17 protein-coding genes are annotated in these 16,845 nt (G+C 63.6%); 5 read left to right on the top strand and 12 right to left on the bottom strand.

What is annotated here, in order from left to right:
• The first annotated feature begins 73 nt into the window (after positions 1-73).
• The gene (locus WBG82_RS03635) at positions 74-598 is read left to right on the top strand and encodes a hypothetical protein (RefSeq protein ID WP_424421507.1); all 525 of its coding nucleotides are present in this window, start codon (positions 74-76) and stop codon (positions 596-598) included.
• A gap of 23 nt (positions 599-621) precedes the next feature.
• Here the strand turns inward: WBG82_RS03635 and WBG82_RS03630 are convergent, their stop codons facing one another.
• The 4 genes from WBG82_RS03630 to WBG82_RS03615 all read right to left on the bottom strand — a co-directional run bounded on the left by WBG82_RS03630 (position 622) and on the right by WBG82_RS03615 (position 4,412).
• Positions 622-1,266 (bottom strand): TetR/AcrR family transcriptional regulator, encoded by a 645-nt coding sequence (locus tag WBG82_RS03630; protein WP_424421505.1) that lies wholly within the window; start codon positions 1,264-1,266, stop codon positions 622-624.
• Complete coding sequence (locus WBG82_RS03625) at positions 1,266-1,904, bottom strand: TetR/AcrR family transcriptional regulator (protein WP_424421502.1); 639 nt, start codon at positions 1,902-1,904, stop codon at positions 1,266-1,268. The genes WBG82_RS03630 and WBG82_RS03625 overlap by 1 nt, the downstream gene beginning before the upstream one ends.
• 66 nt (positions 1,905-1,970) lie before the next feature.
• Positions 1,971-2,588, bottom strand: coding sequence for a TetR/AcrR family transcriptional regulator (locus WBG82_RS03620; protein ID WP_424421640.1), 618 nt, complete (start codon positions 2,586-2,588; stop codon positions 1,971-1,973).
• A gap of 276 nt (positions 2,589-2,864) precedes the next feature.
• Positions 2,865-4,412, bottom strand: a complete 1,548-nt coding sequence (locus WBG82_RS03615; RefSeq protein WP_424421499.1) for a PLP-dependent aminotransferase family protein — start codon at positions 4,410-4,412, stop codon at positions 2,865-2,867.
• A 131-nt stretch (positions 4,413-4,543) separates the two neighbouring features.
• Here WBG82_RS03615 and WBG82_RS03610 point away from each other — a divergent pair, with 131 nt between their 5' ends.
• The 3 genes from WBG82_RS03610 (at position 4,544) to WBG82_RS03600 (ending at position 7,208) form a co-directional block, all read left to right on the top strand.
• Complete coding sequence (locus WBG82_RS03610) at positions 4,544-5,155, top strand: pyridoxamine 5'-phosphate oxidase family protein (RefSeq protein WP_424421497.1); 612 nt, start codon at positions 4,544-4,546, stop codon at positions 5,153-5,155.
• Positions 5,156-5,366: 211 nt separating this feature from the next.
• Positions 5,367-6,569: a pyridoxal phosphate-dependent aminotransferase gene (locus tag WBG82_RS03605; RefSeq protein WP_424421494.1), complete on the top strand. Its 1,203-nt coding sequence runs from the start codon at positions 5,367-5,369 to the stop codon at positions 6,567-6,569.
• 171 nt (positions 6,570-6,740) lie between these two features.
• Positions 6,741-7,208, top strand: coding sequence for a Dps family protein (locus WBG82_RS03600; protein WP_424421491.1), 468 nt, complete (start codon positions 6,741-6,743; stop codon positions 7,206-7,208).
• 74 nt (positions 7,209-7,282) lie between these two features.
• Here WBG82_RS03600 and trxB read toward each other — a convergent pair whose 3' ends face one another.
• From trxB to WBG82_RS03570, 6 genes are all read right to left on the bottom strand, one after another.
• Complete coding sequence (trxB, locus tag WBG82_RS03595) at positions 7,283-8,248, bottom strand: thioredoxin-disulfide reductase (RefSeq protein ID WP_424421488.1); 966 nt, start codon at positions 8,246-8,248, stop codon at positions 7,283-7,285.
• 90 nt (positions 8,249-8,338) lie between these two features.
• Entirely contained in the window at positions 8,339-8,944 is a 606-nt protein-coding gene (locus WBG82_RS03590; RefSeq protein ID WP_424421486.1) for a peroxiredoxin, read from the bottom strand.
• Between the two features lie 159 nt (positions 8,945-9,103).
• Positions 9,104-9,832 carry a hypothetical protein gene (locus WBG82_RS03585; RefSeq protein WP_424421484.1) on the bottom strand — a complete coding sequence of 243 codons (729 nt, stop codon included), beginning with the start codon at positions 9,830-9,832 and terminating at the stop codon, positions 9,104-9,106.
• Positions 9,833-9,911: 79 nt separating this feature from the next.
• Positions 9,912-11,900 (bottom strand): hypothetical protein, encoded by a 1,989-nt coding sequence (locus WBG82_RS03580; protein ID WP_424421482.1) that lies wholly within the window; start codon positions 11,898-11,900, stop codon positions 9,912-9,914.
• Positions 11,901-11,914: 14 nt separating this feature from the next.
• Positions 11,915-12,559, bottom strand: a complete 645-nt coding sequence (locus tag WBG82_RS03575) for a 2OG-Fe(II) oxygenase (RefSeq protein WP_424421480.1) — start codon at positions 12,557-12,559, stop codon at positions 11,915-11,917.
• A gap of 18 nt (positions 12,560-12,577) precedes the next feature.
• Positions 12,578-13,561, bottom strand: a complete 984-nt coding sequence (locus tag WBG82_RS03570) for a mitochondrial fission ELM1 family protein (RefSeq protein WP_424421477.1) — start codon at positions 13,559-13,561, stop codon at positions 12,578-12,580.
• A 91-nt stretch (positions 13,562-13,652) separates the two neighbouring features.
• Here WBG82_RS03570 and WBG82_RS03565 point away from each other — a divergent pair, with 91 nt between their 5' ends.
• Entirely contained in the window at positions 13,653-14,144 is a 492-nt protein-coding gene (locus WBG82_RS03565; RefSeq protein WP_424421474.1) for an Lrp/AsnC family transcriptional regulator, read from the top strand.
• A gap of 129 nt (positions 14,145-14,273) precedes the next feature.
• Here WBG82_RS03565 and greA read toward each other — a convergent pair whose 3' ends face one another.
• Both greA and carB read right to left on the bottom strand, forming a co-directional pair.
• Positions 14,274-14,747: a transcription elongation factor GreA gene (gene greA, locus WBG82_RS03560; RefSeq protein ID WP_424421472.1), complete on the bottom strand. Its 474-nt coding sequence runs from the start codon at positions 14,745-14,747 to the stop codon at positions 14,274-14,276.
• Positions 14,748-14,921: 174 nt separating this feature from the next.
• A partial coding sequence (gene carB, locus WBG82_RS03555; RefSeq protein ID WP_424421469.1) for a carbamoyl-phosphate synthase large subunit occupies positions 14,922-16,845 on the bottom strand: 1,924 nt, incomplete at its 5' end.

Raw genomic sequence — 16,845 nt, 5'->3', positions numbered from 1 at the left:
AATCGCTTTTGCCGGGCGCGGGCGGTCCTGCGGCACTTCCCATCGCCGCGCTTGTCTGCGATCCTCATTTGCCATGAACGCCGGACTTTCTCAGCCGCTCGCCACGGCGCGGGCGCATTGGACGATCTATCTGCCGACGATGGTCGTCGCCATCGTCTGGGCGCTCGTCTATGGCTGGGCGAGGTTGCACGAGCCTCCCCTGAAGGGGCTCGGGGCGCTCGCACTGGCGGTCGAGGTGCTGGCGGTGCCGCTGCTTCTTCTCTTCGCAGCCATTCGAGCGCGGGTTCTCTCGGTCGAGGTGAGGGCGCGCGGAGACGGCGAGGGGCCGGCGGACGGCCTCCGCGAACTCCTTTTGCGGCAGGGCTTCATCCATCGGCATGAGATGCGCGTCGGCGCCAACGAGATCGCCTTCATGCGCGTGCGGCGCTCGTTTCCGCAGCGTCTCTTTGGGGGCGGCGCGCTCGACATGAAGATGGTATCCGGTGACCGGCTCTGGATCGCCGATCTCGATACGCCCGACGACATCGTGAATGCGATCAGGATTGCGAGGCCGCAGCCGGACAAGCGCGGCGATCCCGGCGAAATCCGGCTTCGCTGACGGCCAGGCCGCCCTGGCGGCGGTCAGGCGAGCTGCGCTTCCTGCGCCTCTTCTGCGGCGAAACAGGCCATATAGACGTTGTAGGCCTCGCGCGCCTGATCGAGCGCGTCGGGCGGAATCCTGAATTCCGGATCGAACATCGCAGGCCAGACGAAGACTTCTCGGAGCATGCCGATGGCAAGCCTCGCGCCCAGATTCGTGTCATGGGGCTTCAGCACGCCGCGCTCCACCATCAGGTCGAGATGCTTCTTGATGCCCCGATAACGCATCTCGACGACGCTCTTGAAGATCGTGCGTGCGATATCAGGCGAGGAGCGGGATTCCGCGATCACGATCCTCATGAGATCGTTGACATGGCCTTCCTGCTGGGCTTCCCAGTAGATGAGAAGGAGGTGGCTGAAGATCTCTTCCGGGGGCGCCTTCTCCAGCGTCAGCTCGTCGAGATCCCGTACCGCATGAGCCGCATTCATCGCAATGGTGGTGAAGAGCTCCTTCTTCGAGCGGAAATATTTGTAGAGCGTCGCGGTCGAAACATCGGCGTCGCGGGCGATGTCGGCCATGGCGGCGCCGGTGTAACCGTGCTTCAGGAAGTGCGTGAGGGCGGCCTTCAGCACATCGGCGTGCTTCATGTCGGTTACGGATCGTTGCGAGACTTGTTCCATAGTCATCACGTCATTCCTTGTCCGGTGGTGTCGATGCCGTAGCGGGCAAGAAACACATTGGCGGCCATGCCGATCTTCACTTCGGTGTCCTCCGGCAGTCTGAAATCGGCATTGAAAAGCGCCGGCCAGACAAAAAGCTCCTTGATCATTCCACTTGCGAGCTTTGCCGAAAGCGCCGTGTCGTGCGGCCTGAGCATGCCCTGGGCGACGAGCTTGTCGAGGACGTTCTGGAGGCTGCGGTGACGCCGCCCAACGATGAGATCCATCATCTCCCGGGCAAGCTCGGGATGTGATGGCACCTCTGCGATGATGATACGCATGAGGTCGTTCACATGGTTCTCGAACTGGGTGGCGAGATAGGCGCGGGAGAGGGTGAGGAAAGCCTCCCGCGGTGCTATGTCCGGGTCGAGAAGGTTGGAATAGTCGCCGACTGCCATGGCGGCATCCTTTGCCACGGCGGCGAAGAGTTCTTCCTTGGATTCGAAGTGTTTGTAGAGCGTGGCGGTGGACACATCCGCCATGTTCGCGATTTCGGCGACGGCGGCGCGGCTGAAGCCATCTTTCAGGAAGGCGGCGCGGGCCGCCCTCAGGATGGAAGCGCGCTTCGATTCGCTGACTGATCTTCGATATTCTTCGAGGCCCAATGTGTTGATTTCCTGTCGTTTCAGGAGGGGGAAAGCGCGTGTAGTCGCGGCACGAACTGCACTTTTCTATCGTCCGGCAGCGTAGAGCGTGAGGAAGTCACGGACCGTACGATGGAGGATTTCATCCGTCTCCGGAGGAAGGGAGAAGTTCGCGTCGAAAAGTGCGGGCCAGATGAAATAGTCCTTGATGGCGCCGCCGATGAGGCGCACGCCATATTTCGCATCATGGGGTTTCAGCCTGCCCTGTGCGATGAGCCCTTCAAGGATGCTTTCAAGTTCCCGATAACGGATCGTGATCAGGTTTTCATAGAGATCGCGGGCGAGGTCCGGTGCATGCGGCACCTCCGCGATGACGATACGCAAGAGCGCGTTGATCTTCCGGTCGAACTGGGTGTCGAGATAGCGGCGTATCACGCCGACGAGAAAGTCCTCGATGTTCACGTCTTCCGGAAGGTTGGCGTATTCGCCGTCCCGGAAGCCATAGGCGTCTCTTACCACTGCGGCGAAAAGTTCTTCCTTGGAGGCGAAGTGCTTGTAGAGCGTGGCGGTGGAAACGTCGGCGTTTCTCGCTATGTCCGCGACCGCGGTGCCGCTATAGCCGTTGGCGAGAAAGCTCTCCCGGCCGGCCTTGAGGATGGCCGCCCTTTTGGAGGCACTGACAGACTGCCGATACTTTTCCAACATCACGTTCACTGCGCCCCTCCACACCGACACGAACATCGACGTCGCTTGCTTACGAACGGGTATGGCGCCTGGATCAGATGATACTGGTAATTTGCTGCAAATAAATAAGGGCTACTACGATAAGTGAATATACTGATCGGACTGTAAGCAGTGATTGCAGCGTGTGATCAGAATGAGCGGAAAAGATGCATTTGTAAAGAATACTAACTGACTATCGGTCAGTCGTTCTGTCCCGACCTGAGATAAAATCTATGGGAATCTTGGATTTCGCGATGTCTAGCGTCGCGCGCGCGAGGATTTGACAGTATGCGGAGCTTGGCTCCGTGTCTCTTTTTCATGCAGGGAAAGCGCGTTTTCTAGGCGTTGTGCTGCTTTCTTGATCATCGGTTCCGGTATTGCTGCAAAGCCGAGATGCAGGCCCTGCCGCTTTTTTGCGCCGATGTAATAAGTCGAGAGCGGTGTGGCGATGACATCCGCATGCGCCGCTGCCGCCGAGGCGGCGGCATCTTTGCCCGCGCTGGTCAGCCAGGCCGCGACCTGCATGCCTCCTTCGCTCGGCGCCGCTGTCAAAAATCCTGACAATTCGCCCTCCAGTCTTGCAGCGAGACAAGCGCGACGTTCCGCATAGATGCCGAGCATGCGCCTGACATGCGTGCCGAAATGTCCGCCATGCATGAAATCGGCAAGCGCGGCCTGCATCGCGGCAGGCGGTATGTGGCCGCTCGAACGGATCGCTGCCCGGAAAGGATCGACGAGCCTGTCGGGCACGATGAGGTAGCCGAGCTTCAGCGCCGGGAAGAGCGTCTTGGCGAAGGTGCCCATATAGAGAGTGCGATGCGCGCGATCTAGGCCCTGCAGGCACGCGATGGGGCGGCCGGTAAAGCGATATTCGGAATCGTAATCATCCTCGACGATCCAGGCGCCGGCGCGTTTCGCGGCGTCGAGAAGAGCAAGCCGCCTTTGCAGCGAGAGCGTCACGCCGAGCGGGAACTGATGTGACGGCGTGACATAGATGAGGCGGGGGTTCGGTTCCGCCGCGAGGCCCGCCTCGACATCAAGACCTTCGTCATCGACCGGCACGGGAACGAGGTCGGCGCCTGCGCCGAGAAAGGCGCCCCGCGCGCCGATATATCCTGGCTCCTCGATCCATACCCTGTCGCCGGGATCGAGCGCCATTCGGGCCACGAGATCGAGCGCCGCCTGCGCGCCCGTGGTCACGATTACGTGATCGGGCGTGCAGATCGCGCCGCGTGCCGCTCCGGCATGGGCGGCGATCGCCTCGCGCAGGGGCAGGAAGCCCTCGACGGTTTCATATCCTAAGATGCTGCCGTTCCGGTCCCGGGCGCGGCGCGCGAGAAGCCGGCCCCAGAGTTCGAACGGGAAATGCTCGATCGAGGGGAGGCCGTGCTGGAAGGCGCGGCCCTGACCGCGTTCATAGCGCGACACGGGACGGCGGATGAGGGAAAGCGCCTGACCGCGGCGGGAAAGGGAGACGGGCGCGGCGTGCTCTCCGGCGTCCGCGCTTCGGGGATGCGAGGCCGCTTCGAGTAGGCGGTCGGGAAGGTGAGATGCGATCCGGGTTCCCGAGCCGATGCGTCCCTCGAGATAGCCTTCCGCCGCCAGTTGTTCATAGGCCGCGAGCACCGTGTTGCGGCCAATGGCGAGATCGGCCGCCAGCGCTCTCGATGAGGGAAGGCGCGCCCCGGCGCCGAGCCTGCCATCGAGGATCGCCTCGCGGAGCGCGTCATAAAGCTGCCGGTAGAGCGGAGGGCCGGCCTGCGGGTCGAGGGAGATGGTGCCGAGAGGCAAAGAGGGGCGCGGCATTCGGCATGTCCTTCGCGTGTCAAATTGGCTCTTGTAATCTAAATCAAATGGACCTTTTGAGGGAACCATTCTTGCGATCTACTTCGGGACGACGGCGGGCGCATCCGTCCTCTCAGGGAAAGGTTCCGATCGTGAGCGTGTTCGAGACTTCGGCGGTCCACAGGGTGAAGCAGGTGGCGCAGCGCGCCGCCTATGAGCGCGAGACGGCGCATCGCATTCTCGATGCCGGCTATGTGGCGCATGTGGCCTTCGCGGTGGAGGCAGGACCCGTCGTCATTCCGATGGCCTATGTCCGCATGGGTGACAGCGTACTGCTGCACGGCTCCCGCAAAAGCCGCATCATGCGGACGCTCGCGGCCGGGGTGCCGCTCTGCCTGACGGTCACCCTGCTCGACGGGCTGGTGCTTGCGCGTTCCGCCTTCCATCACTCCATGAATTACCGCTCGGTCATCGTGCATGGGAGGGCGGAGCCCGTTCCGACGCTGGAAAAGCCGGAAGCCCTCGACCGCTTCGTCGAGCGCCTCGCGGCGGGCCGCTCGAAGGAAGCGCGCCCGGCCAACACGCAGGAGCTGAAGGCGACGGAGGTGCTGCGCGTACCGCTCGTCGAGGTCGTGGCCAAGGTGAGGCAGGGCGGGCCCAACGACGATCCCGAGGACATGGCGCTGCCTGTCTGGGCGGGCGTCGTGCCGGTCGAGATGCGGCTTGGAGAGCCCGTCGAATGGCGCGAGGAGAGCGTCCTCTGAACCTCGCGGCGGCGACGAGCCTCGCTCCCGCGCCCGATGTGCCGAAGCGCCACGGGGCCTGAAAAACCGAATCTTTTCGGCCGCCCCCTGTTGCGCCGCAAGGGAAGGCAGCTTAGGTTTGCGCCGCTTTTCCGGGGAGCCCGGAAAGGCACGTTTTGTCGCGCGCGGGGCGTGGAACCCGCCCGGCGCCCAATCTCCCGGAGTGACGATCATGGCCTTCCTTTCGGACTCGCTGAAGCGCATCAAGCCGTCGGCAACAATTGCCGCGACCCAGAAAGCGCGCGATCTGAAAGCGCAGGGCGTCGATGTCATTGGCCTCGGCGCTGGCGAGCCCGATTTCGACACGCCGGAAAACATCAAGGCCGCGGCCATCGCGGCGATCCAGCGCGGCGAGACGAAGTACACCGCCGTCGACGGCATCCCGGAGCTGAAGCAGGCCATCGCCGCGAAGTTCAAGCGCGAGAACGGGCTCGATTACACGCCTGCCCAGTGCTTCGTCGCGCCGGGCGGCAAGCCGATCATCTTCAACGCCATGGCGGCGACGCTGAACCCGGGCGACGAGGTCGTCATTCCCGCGCCCTATTGGGTCTCCTATCCCGATATCGTGGAGCTGCTCGGCGGCACGCCCGTATTCGCCAGAGCGGGCATGGAGACGAATTTCAAGCTCCAGCCCGAGGCGCTGGAAAAGGCGATCACGCCGAAGACCAAGTGGTTCATCTTCAACTCGCCGTCGAACCCGACCGGCGCGGCCTATACGCATGAAGAGCTGAAGAAGCTCACCGACGTTCTGCTGCGCCATCCGCATGTCTGGATCCTGTCCGACGACATGTATGAGCACCTGTCCTATGATGGCTTCAAGTTCGTGACGCCGGCGCAGGTCGAGCCGAAGCTTTATGACCGTACACTGACGATGAACGGCGTGTCGAAGGCTTATGCCATGACGGGCTGGCGCATCGGCTATTGCGCGGGCCCCGTCGAACTCATCAAGGCGATGACGACCATTCAGAGCCAGTCGACCTCGAACCCGACCTCGATCAGCCAGTGGGCCGCGGTTGAGGCGCTGAATGGCACGCAGCACTTCATTCCCGAGCGCGCCGAGAGCTTCAAGGCACGGCGCGATCTCGTCGTCTCCATGCTCAATCAGGCCAAGGGCATCAAATGCCCGACGCCTGAAGGCGCGTTCTATGTCTATCCTTCCTGCGAGGGCTGCATCGGCAAGACGACGCCGAAGGGCCGCGTCATCAAGACCGATCAGGATTTCGTCGAGGCGCTGCTGGAGGAAGAGGGCGTCGCCGTCGTGCATGGCGAGGCTTTCGGCCTGTCGCCCTTCTTCCGCATTTCCTATGCGACCTCGACCGAGGCGTTGACCAAGGCCTGCGAGCGCATCCAGCGCTTCTGCGCCAGCCTGCGCTGACGCTCAGCTCAAATCCGACGCTGCATCGCCGGCTTCCTTCGGGAGCCGGCGATTTTCTTGGTCAGCCGCATACGGAAAATCCCGCGCAATAACTTAGAGCGATTATAACTCGTATTGTAATGCGATGCGTGGGCGCTATAATTGTTTGTCCAACATCAAGGAGGCTCGACCATGCAGATCGATATCGGCATTCCGGAGAAGGACAGGGCGAAGATCGCTGACGGGTTGTCGCACCTGCTCGCGGACACCTACACGCTCTATCACAAGACCCATTACTATCACTGGAACGTGACCGGCCCGATGTTCAACACGCTGCATCTCATGTTCGAGACGCAGTACAACGAACTCTGGGCCGCGGTCGATCTCGTCGCCGAGCGTATTCGTGCCCTGGGCTTCCCCGCGCCGGGTGGCTACAAGGCCTATGCGAAGCTGACGCGGATCGAGGAAGACGAGGGCGTGCCCGTCGCGGAAGACATGATCCGCAATCTCGTGAAGGGCCATGAGACGGTGACGCGCACGGCGCGCGAAATCTTTCCCCTTGCCGATGCCGCGCATGATGAGCCGACGGCCGATCTTCTTACGCAGCGCATGGAGGCGAGCGAAAAGACCGCATGGATGCTGCGCTCCATGCTCGCCTGAGAGGCGCACGGGGTCCGAACGAAAAACGCCGCGAAGGTGACTTCGCGGCGTTTTTGTTTGCGCGGTGCCGGGGACTATTCGGCCGCTTCAGCGCGGGACTCTTGCGCGGCGAGGAAGCGCTCGGCTTCGAGCGCCGCCATGCAGCCCATGCCGGCCGCCGTCACGGCCTGGCGATAGACATCGTCCGCCACGTCGCCCGCCGCAAAGACGCCCGGAACGTTCGTCGCCGCCGTGCCGGGCACCGTCTTCAGATAGTTGCCGGGCTTCATATCGAGCTGTCCGGCAAAAAGTTCCGTCTGCGGAGCATGGCCGATAGCAACGAAGACGCCGTGAGCGGGAACGATGCGTGTCTCGCCCGTCTTGACGTTGGTGATCTTCGCGCCGGTGACGCCGAGCGGGTCTTCAGTTCCGACGATTTTGTCGATGACCGAATCCCAGATCACCTCGATCTTCGGATTGCGGAACAGCCGCTCCTGCATGATCCTCTCGGCGCGGAATTCGCCGCGGCGGTGAATGACCGTCACCTTGGAGGCGAAATTGGTGAGGAAGATCGCTTCCTCGACAGCGGTATTGCCGCCGCCGACGACGATCACTTCCTTGCCGCGATAGAAGAAGCCGTCACAGGTGGCGCAGGCCGACACGCCGAAGCCCTGGAACTTCTGCTCGGAGGGGAGGCCGAGCCACTTCGCCTGCGCGCCCGTGGCGATGATGAGGGCATCGGCCGTATAGACCGTGCCGCTGTCGCCGGTGAGACGGAACGGACGCCGCGAGAGGTCCGCGTTCACGATCGTATCGGCGACGATGTTGGTGCCCATGTGGCGCGCCTGCGCTTCCATCTGCTCCATGAGCCAGGGGCCCTGGATCGCCTCGGCGAAGCCCGGATAGTTCTCGACCTCGGTCGTGATGGTGAGCTGGCCGCCCGGCTGGATGCCCTGAATGATCGTCGGCTCAAGCATGGCGCGCGCGGCATAGATCGCGGCCGTGTAGCCGGCCGCGCCGGCGCCGATGATGAGGACCTTGGAGTGCTTCGTTTCGGACATGATGGTTCCGTTGCTTCGGAGGGGGGCCGCCCCACTATATAGGGGCAGGGCGGCCCGGCCAAAAGTGACAGGTTGCTGCAGGCTCGCGGCTCAGAGCGCTTCCGCGTGGGTGCCGAGATATTCGGCGACGCCCTTCGGGTCGGCCTTCATCCCCTCCGCGCCCTTCTGCCAGCCGGCGGGGCAGACTTCGCCATTCTCCTCGTGGAACTGGAGCGCGTCGACCATGCGAAGCGCCTCGTCGGCGTTGCGGCCGAGCGGCAGGTCGTTCACGAGCTGGTGGCGGACGATACCCTCGCGGTCGATGAGGAAGGTGCCGCGCAGGGCGACGCCGGCGTCCTCGATCAGCACGTCATAGTCGCGCGCGATCTGCTTCGTCATGTCGGCGACCATGGGGAACTGCACCGGGCCGAGGCCGCCATCCTTGGGCGCCGTGTTGCGCCAGGCATTGTGCGTGTACTGGCTGTCGACGCTCACCGCGACGACCTTCACGTTGCGCTCCTTGAACTGGGGCACACGGTTCGAATAGGCGAGGATCTCGGACGGGCAGACGAAGGTGAAATCAAGCGGATAGAAGAAGACGAGCCCGTAGCTGCCGGCGAGATGGGACTTCAGGTTGAAATCCTCGACGATTTCGCCATCGGCGAGGACGGCGGCGGCGGTGAAGTCCGGGGCGGGTTTGCCGACGAGAACGCTCATTGCATTAGCTCCTGATACTTGTGACTGTCTTTGGAATGGCTCCAAACTATAAGTTGCTAGTTAGAGGCATTACAAAGAGATTTCAAGGGCAAAAATGCTGCAACCGCGAAAGGGGGGCGGAATGTCGCGGGCGTTGACGGTGGCGGCTGCGGCTCGGGATCAGGCCGAGGGCCAGCGGCGCAGCAGCGGCACGCGCCGCTCGATCGTTTCGGCGAGCGCCGCGTCATTCGTCAGCACCACGCAGCCGCGCCGCGCGCCGGTCTCCCAGCGGGCCTTCGTCACCGGAAAGAAGATATGCGCGGGCATGGCGGCGCCGTTCGCCGTAAAATAGTCGAGCGTCAGCGCCTTGCCGGGGCCGTAATCGTCATATGTGTAGTCCGGATCGTCGGGCACCTGAAAATCGTCCACCACCATGATCGGGTGGGTGAAGTTCCCGCAGATGATCTCATATTCGTCGCGCAACGGCAGATAATCGTACCAATGCGCGTCGAGGTAGAAGAGTGTCGGCTTTTCGAGCCCATCCTTGGCCGCGACGATCTCTTTCAGGAGATCGACTGAATTCTTCCTGTGGATCTGCACATTGGGCAGCTTGCGCACGCGCAGGCGCGAGAATTCCGCATAGCGCTCGACGGCCTCGGCCGAAAGAACGGGCAGGCCGAAGCGGCCGAACCATTCGGTCGTGGTGCCGCGATAGGTCCCCGTTTCGATGATGCGCTCTATCCCGCAATGCTCGATCAGTTCACGGACGAATTCGGCCCGCGCCGTCTGGCCGTTCATCGCGCCGCCACAATAGGGAAAGAAGAATTCCTGGTGACGCGTGCGATAGTCGAAGCGTCCGGCGAGCTTCCCGGGCAGGAATTTCGCGAGCGTGTTGGCGAGAGATTTCATTCGTTGGTCATCTGGTTGGGTGCCGCTGCCAGCCCTTCGGAGCGCCGCGAACCGTTGTGTCGGAAGGTTCAGCGGAAAATCAGAATCCGAACATGTGGTCGAGGCAGAAGCTCTTCGTGCCGTTGAGAAGGCCGTGAAAGCCGAAGAGGCGGCAGGTGGTGTCGCGCACGATCACATAGCCCGCGCCACCCATGCTCTCGATTTCGTCCTTATCGAACATTTCGGAGAGGCGCCAGAAGCGCGAGCCGCCGCAAGCTATCTCGATGTGCCTTTCGGCCACCGGCTTTCCTTCCGCGTCGTGCAGGATGAGGAGGGTCGAGCTCTTCTCGTGCCAGGGCGTCGAGGCGGGGTAGATCAGGTGACACATGGTGTCGAGCCCGCTCGCCGTCCCGTTTGCCGTTCCGCCTTGGCCGAGCCGCAGGAAGAGGCGCGTCGTCAGTCCGGGCGGCTTGTTCGTATAGGATTGCGGCTCGTCCTTGTAGATGACGGCGGTGTTGTAGATATGCGCGCCGAAAATCGTCTCGGCGCGATGCCCGCTCGTCTTTTGCTCAAAGCGGCCAAGCGCATGGAGCCAGCCATCGCCGTCGCCGCCATCGCGGAAGTCATAGAGAAACTCGACATGGCCGTAACCTGAGGGGAGCGAGAGCGAGGCCTCGCCGATCCAGCTTTCGATGTCGAGCTCGATGCTTTCGCGCCGCGGGATGCGGCCGAGGAAGCGCGAGGCGACGGGCTTGCCGGAGGCGTCGATGAGCTCGGCGCGGATCGGCAGTTCGTGCTGCTCCGTCGCCATGGGCGTCGGCAGCATGACGGTCGAGAATTCGCCGCGCGGCAGAACGGGCAGCGGCATGATGTAGCCCTTGCCCATCACCTTGCCGAGCGTGCGGATCTCGGGATTGGGTTTCAGGTCCGTGCGCTCGACATTGGCATGTGCGATGCGGCGCTGCCCGCTCGCGCGCCGGACCTCGTAGCGCGGGCGCACGAAATAGCGGCCGGCGACGATCTCCACCTGATCGGGCCATCTGGCCTGGGGGAGAAGATCGTTGACCGCTATCGCCCGCGTCGCGAAGGGCGCGATCTCCTCGTCGAACCAGGACACGTCCTGCGCGCCCATGATGTTGAGGCCGATGGAGCGCGGCGGAATCGGCATGGGGTGCGAGTTCTGGATGAAGAGCGTGACGCGCTCGTCGTCCTCGCCCGCCGGCATGCCGGCATAATAGTCGGCAGGCCATGCATTGGCGTCATGGCTGCAGGAGAGCGCGCGGCCATCTTCGCCATACATGTCGAGCGCGTATTTGACGACGTCATGGCCCTTGATGCGGATCGCATGGATGAAGAGCGAGCCCGTGAAGTCGTCGAGGCCGAAGCGATGGCGCACCTCGGCGCTGTCGATGGCGAAGGGTGCGCCGGGGGCGGGCAGCGTCTCGCGCCATTCGGCGAGCTGCGAGCCGTCTTCACCGAAGAGACAGAGCCAGAGCTCGGGGTTCTCCGCACCATGCAGCGCCCAGTAATTCGCGCTGGCGATGCGGGTGTGGATGCCGTCCGCGCCGTTCGCGCCCTTGATCTCGCGCATGAGCGCGAAGTTCGTCGCGAAGTTCAGAGGATCGAGATAGCTGGCGCGATTGGTGAGCATGTCGTCGGGCAGACGCATCTCGTCGAGCGAGGCGATGCGCGCGCCCTTCGGCATGAGGTGGCGCATGGAGATGAGCGCCTTGTCGGCATCGAAGAGAAGGACGAGCACGGCGCTCGCCTTCGACCGTGCGAGCTCGCTCACCGGCCGCGCTTCGTGGCCGTTGAACGTGTCGCCGAGATCCTCGACGCGCTGCACGTAATAGCCCTCGATATCGAGGCGCGAGAGATCGTAATAGGCGTGGAAATTGCCGACCGCCTGCGTCGGGTCGTAGATGGCGACGGGCCCGGCCTTGGCGAGATCCTCGATCAGCGCGTGGCCGAGCGGGGCGGAGAGCGGATGGCCGAGCGCCTTGAAGAGCGTCGCGCCGCCCGCATTGTTGCCCGGCCGCCAGCCATGCGCGAGGTCGGCATTCTTGAAGGTTTCGATCTGGAGCGCCATATGGGCGGGTTCCGTCAGGATGCACGCGCGGCGACGCCGCCGAACGGGTTGAGCCGCTTCAGGAGCATGGTGAAGCGGTGGCGCTTCTGCTCGCGCTCGACAACCGCTTCGTCGCGCACCCAGTTCATCTGGATGGCGCGCCGCGGCCCCTCGAAGGGTTCGTGGCCGTGCCATGAATTGTCGGAGCGGCGGAAGACGAGAAGTGTGCCGCCATTGGGCGAGACTTCCTCGGCCGCGTCATTGAGGTCCGTTCCCGAACGCAGGATGCGGAGCCGCCCGCCATTCGCTTCCCAATCCTGATTGAGATAGAGAAGTACGGTGATGATCTTCGATTCCGTGTCGGTGTGGATCTTGCCATTCGAGCGCGCGCAATTGCCGCGAACGGTGAACATGGTCGGGCGCGAGGAAAGGTCGAGGCCGAACTTCTCCTCGATGGCCTTGCGGAACTCAGGCCCATCCATTTCCTTCAGCAGGCGATCGAATGCGCCCTTGATGTCGAGCTCGCTCGGCGGGATGGAGCCGGTGGAATCGATCCGCGGAAAATCCGCGATGACCTTGTCCAGCGCTTCGCCTTTCACAAAACCCGGCACGACGAAATAATCATAGGGATCTCGCTTCAGCGGCGTGGCGCGAAGGGCTTCGATGTCGATGAGGCTCATGGTCCCGTCCGGGTCTGTTTACCTTTTGCGGCGCGCAGCCATGCCGCGCGTGATCGCGTCCGCGATCTCATGGGTAGCATTTAATGGCTCGTACTCCCAGCTTTCAAGCTGGCCGACAAAGGGTCGCGCCGCGCCATGAGCGTACATGGCGTCGAGAAAGCGGCGGAACTTCGGCGAGCCGCCTTCGAGTTCGATGACATAGACGGGCTTCCCCGTCGAGGCGGCCTCGCCCACCATGTTGACGGAATCGCAGGTCACGACGATGGCGTCGGCCTGGCCGAGCATGCCGAAATAGGGGTTCTCGCCCGCGCCGTCCCAGATGAAGGCGGACTTGCCGGCGAGGTGCCCGGCGATGATGCGGGCCTGCGTCTCGCCCGTGCGGCGCGAGGGCGTGACCATGAGCCCGGCGTGACGATGATCGGCAAGGCCCGCAAGCTGCGCGCCGATGCGCCGGGCGGCATCTTCGGAGAATGTGTAAACGGCGTTCGATCCGCCGAGCAGAACGGCGACGCGGGGGCGGGGCAGGTGGCCGACCAGCGGTTCGATCCGTCTTGCTTCGACCGCGAGCTTTTCGCGCGTCAGGCGATGGGGCGAGGTGAGCGTCGAGAGCACGTTCGCGCCCTGAAGGCGGTCATGCGCCGGAGCCCAGACAAGATCGAAATGGCGCGGGGAGACGCGCGGGTCCTGAAGCACGACGACGAAGGTCCTGCCGCCCGAGCGCCGCCGGATCATGCGCGCATAGGGGATCGACTGGCGGCCCGAGGCGATGAGGAGGTCGGGCCATGGCGGCGCGATGCCTTCGGCGGGAGCGGCCGGCCCCCATGGCGCGAGCCAGCTATAGGGCGCGCAGGGCTTCACCCGCTTGACGACTGGCGTGACATTCAGCGCCTCGGCCACGCCGAGCGCCTGCACCTCGAAGCCGGTCATGCCGCCGAAGCCCGCTATGTCATGCGTCAGAATCCAGCACTCCATGGCGCTGGCGGACGAGGTGATTTCGGTCATATTCGTGCGCCATCGAGTAATTTTATTGCTGAAATATCCTGATTTTCGGAGTAAGTACAGCCCATCGAACCTCAAATCACGCCGGATTGCCATGAAACGGGTCAAGCTCGATGCGATCGATCTCAGGATCCTGACCGAGCTTCAGAATGACGGGCGCATCACCAATGTCGAACTCGCCGAGCGGGTCGGCATTTCCGCGCCGCCATGCCTGCGCCGGGTCCGCGCCCTCGAGAAGGCGGGGCTCATCCAAGGCTATCACGCCGATCTCGATGGCAGGGCGCTTGGTTTCGAGGTCACGGTCTTCGCCATGGTCGGGCTCCATAGTCAGGCGGAGGCCGATCTCAAGGCCTTTGAAGCGCTGGTCGCTTCATGGCCGCTGGTACGCGAGTGCCATATGCTCAATGGCGATATCGACTTCATCCTGAAATGCGTCGCGCCCGACCTCTCGACGTTCCAGAGCTTCCTCACCGAGAGGCTCACGCCTGCGCCCAATGTGGCGAGCGTGCGCACCTCGCTCACCATCCGCCAGTCGAAGCATCTCGCCGGCGTGCCGCTCGAGGCGCTGGAGACGGTGGAGGGGTAGGGATCAGGATTCGTCCTGCGCCCCCGACCTCTGCTGTCATCCCGGGCTCGTCCCGGGATCCAGCATTGCCTACTCCGAGCTTATGGCTCTGGACCCCCGGCATGAAGCCGGATCGCAGGGAGAAAGTCCTTACTTGTACTCGACCTTCAGGATCTCGTAGGACTTGCCGCCGCCGGGCGTGTTCACCTCCACGCTGTCGCCGACGGACTTGCCGATGAGCGCGCGGGCGATGGGCGAGGTGATCGAGACGCGGCCCTTCTTCACGTCCGCCTCGATCTCGCCGACGATCTGATAGGTCGCTTCTTCGTCCGTGTCCTCATCGACCAGCGTCACCGTTGCGCCGAACTTGACCGTGTCGCCGGAGAGCTTCGAGACGTCGATAACTTCGGCGCGGCTGATCTTGTCCTCGAGTTCCGCGACGCGGCTCTCGTTCAGCCCCTGCTGCTCCTTGGCAGCGTGATATTCCGCATTCTCCGACAGGTCGCCATGCTCGCGCGCTTCCGCGATCGCTTTGATGATGCGCGGACGCTCAACGGACTTCAGAAACTTGATTTCCTCTTCCAGGGACTTGTAGCCCTCGGAAGTCATCGGAATCCTCTCCATGTCGGACGATCTCTCTTAAGTAGGCCCTGTCTCGAAATGGGCCGGGTCCGGCTTTTGCCAATAAAAACCCGCCGGAGCCGCCGAGCGACTCCGGTCGGGATGTTTACGAGGTCTGATTGTGGGCGAGGCGCGCGCCGAAGGTCAATTCCAGAATTTTCCGGCGCGCGCCGCGCGTTACTCCGCCGCCGTGGCAACCCTTCCATATGACTGGAGCGCGGCCACTTCGAGCTGGCCCTTGCGGATGGCGTCGATGCCTTCGACGGCCGCGCGGGCGCCCGCGACGGTCGTGTAGTAGGGCACCTTCATCATCAGCGCCGCACGCCGCAGCGACATGGAATCGGCTACCGCCTGCGCGCCTTCGGTCGTGTTGAAGACGAGCGCGATTTCACCGTTCTTGATCGCATCGACGATGTGGGGGCGGCCTTCGAGCACCTTGTTTATGGTGCCGACATCGAGCCCCTGCTCCTTCAGGAAGCGCGCCGTGCCGCCCGTCGCGACGAGCTTGAAGCCCATGTCGAGAAGCTTGCGCGCGGGCTTCACGATCTTGTCCTTGTCGCTGTCCTTGACCGAGACGAAGACGGTGCCCGATGCGGGGACGGCGGTGCCGCCCGCGATCTGGCTCTTGGCGAAGGCGACGGCGAAGCTCCTGTCGAGGCCCATGACCTCGCCGGTCGAGCGCATTTCCGGGCCGAGGATCGTGTCGACGCCAAGGAAGCGCGCGAAGGGGAAGACGGCTTCCTTCACCGCCACGTGATCGTAGCTGAAGGGCTTGAGGCCGAAGCCCGCAAGCGACTCGCCCGCCATGACCTTGGCAGCGACCTTCGCGACCGGCGTGCCGATCACCTTGGCGACAAAGGGAACGGTGCGCGAGGCGCGCGGGTTCACTTCGAGCACATAGATCGTGCCGTCCTGCACGGCATATTGCACGTTCATCAGCCCACCGACCTTCAGCGCCAGCGCGAGTTCGCGCGTCTGGCGCTCGATCTCGGCAATGGTTTCCTTCGGCAGCGAGTAGGGCGGCAGCGAGCAGGCCGAGTCGCCCGAATGAACGCCCGCCTCCTCGATATGCTCCATGATGCCGCAGACGAACACGTCCTTGCCGTCGCAGAGCGCATCGACATCGACCTCGATCGCATCGCGCAGATAGTGGTCGATCAGAACCGGGCTCTTGCCGGACACGACCACCGCTTCGGTGATGTAGCGTTCGAGATGGTTCGCGTCGCGCACGATTTCCATCGCGCGGCCGCCAAGCACATAGGACGGGCGGATGACGACGGGATAGCCGATGCGCTCGGCGATCGCCTTCGCTTCCCCGGCCGAGCGGGCGATGCCGTTCGGCGGCTGGCGCAGGCCGAGGCGGTCGAGCAGGTCCTTGAAGCGGTCGCGGTCCTCGGCGAGGTCGATCGCGTCGGGCGAGGTGCCGAGGATCGGGATGCCCGCGCGCTCGAGATCGTTGGCGAGCTTCAGCGGCGTCTGGCCGCCGAACTGCACGATCACGCCGGCAAGCGTGCCCTTTCGCGTTTCGACGTCGATCAGCTCGAGCACGTCCTCGGCCGTCAGCGGCTCGAAATAGAGCCGGTCCGACGTGTCGTAGTCGGTCGAGACAGTCTCCGGGTTGCAGTTGACCATGATGCTCTCGATGCCGATCTCCTCGAGCGCGAAGGCGGCATGGCAGCAGCAATAGTCGAACTCGATGCCCTGGCCGATGCGGTTCGGCCCGCCGCCGAGGATGACGACCTTCTTCTTGTCCGAAGGCTCGCTTTCGTCCGAGCCGCCGCCGGCGAACGGGGCTTCATAGGTCGAATACATATAGGCGGTGGGGGAGGCGAATTCGGCGGCGCAGGTGTCGATGCGCTTGAACACCGGGCGGACGCCGAGCGCGCGCCGATGCGCCTTGACCTCGGCCTCGGTCTTGCCGACCAGCACCGCGAGGCGCGCGTCGGAAAATCCCTTCGCCTTCAGCGCGCGCATGCCATGCGCATGCGGCGGCAGGCCGTGCTTGCCGATCTTGAGTTCGGTTTCGACGATGTCGCGGATCTGCGCGAGGAACCACGGATCGATCTTGCAGGAGGCGAAGATCTCCTCGTCGCTCCAGCCG

Origin of the sequence: Parvibaculum sp., from assembly GCF_049671045.1 — a bacterium.
Classification (GTDB): Bacteria; Pseudomonadota; Alphaproteobacteria; order Parvibaculales; family Parvibaculaceae; genus Parvibaculum.
This window is presented reverse-complemented; position numbering and strand designations above follow the sequence as displayed.

Excerpts from the sequence above, each read along its gene's own strand:
- WBG82_RS03635 (WP_424421507.1), top strand. The coding sequence starts at position 74 with ATGAACGCCGGACTTTCTCAGCCGCTCGCCACGGCGCGGGCGCATTGG.
- WBG82_RS03630 (WP_424421505.1), bottom strand. The coding sequence starts at position 1,266 with ATGACTATGGAACAAGTCTCGCAACGATCCGTAACCGACATGAAGCAC.
- WBG82_RS03620 (WP_424421640.1), bottom strand. The coding sequence starts at position 2,588 with ATGTTGGAAAAGTATCGGCAGTCTGTCAGTGCCTCCAAAAGGGCGGCC.
- WBG82_RS03615 (WP_424421499.1), bottom strand. The coding sequence starts at position 4,412 with ATGCCGCGCCCCTCTTTGCCTCTCGGCACCATCTCCCTCGACCCGCAG.
- WBG82_RS03605 (WP_424421494.1), top strand. The coding sequence starts at position 5,367 with ATGGCCTTCCTTTCGGACTCGCTGAAGCGCATCAAGCCGTCGGCAACA.
- WBG82_RS03600 (WP_424421491.1), top strand. The coding sequence starts at position 6,741 with ATGCAGATCGATATCGGCATTCCGGAGAAGGACAGGGCGAAGATCGCT.
- trxB (WP_424421488.1), bottom strand. The coding sequence starts at position 8,248 with ATGTCCGAAACGAAGCACTCCAAGGTCCTCATCATCGGCGCCGGCGCG.
- WBG82_RS03590 (WP_424421486.1), bottom strand. The coding sequence starts at position 8,944 with ATGAGCGTTCTCGTCGGCAAACCCGCCCCGGACTTCACCGCCGCCGCC.
- WBG82_RS03585 (WP_424421484.1), bottom strand. The coding sequence starts at position 9,832 with ATGAAATCTCTCGCCAACACGCTCGCGAAATTCCTGCCCGGGAAGCTC.
- WBG82_RS03580 (WP_424421482.1), bottom strand. The coding sequence starts at position 11,900 with ATGGCGCTCCAGATCGAAACCTTCAAGAATGCCGACCTCGCGCATGGC.
- WBG82_RS03575 (WP_424421480.1), bottom strand. The coding sequence starts at position 12,559 with ATGAGCCTCATCGACATCGAAGCCCTTCGCGCCACGCCGCTGAAGCGA.
- WBG82_RS03570 (WP_424421477.1), bottom strand. The coding sequence starts at position 13,561 with ATGACCGAAATCACCTCGTCCGCCAGCGCCATGGAGTGCTGGATTCTG.
- WBG82_RS03565 (WP_424421474.1), top strand. The coding sequence starts at position 13,653 with ATGAAACGGGTCAAGCTCGATGCGATCGATCTCAGGATCCTGACCGAG.
- greA (WP_424421472.1), bottom strand. The coding sequence starts at position 14,747 with ATGGAGAGGATTCCGATGACTTCCGAGGGCTACAAGTCCCTGGAAGAG.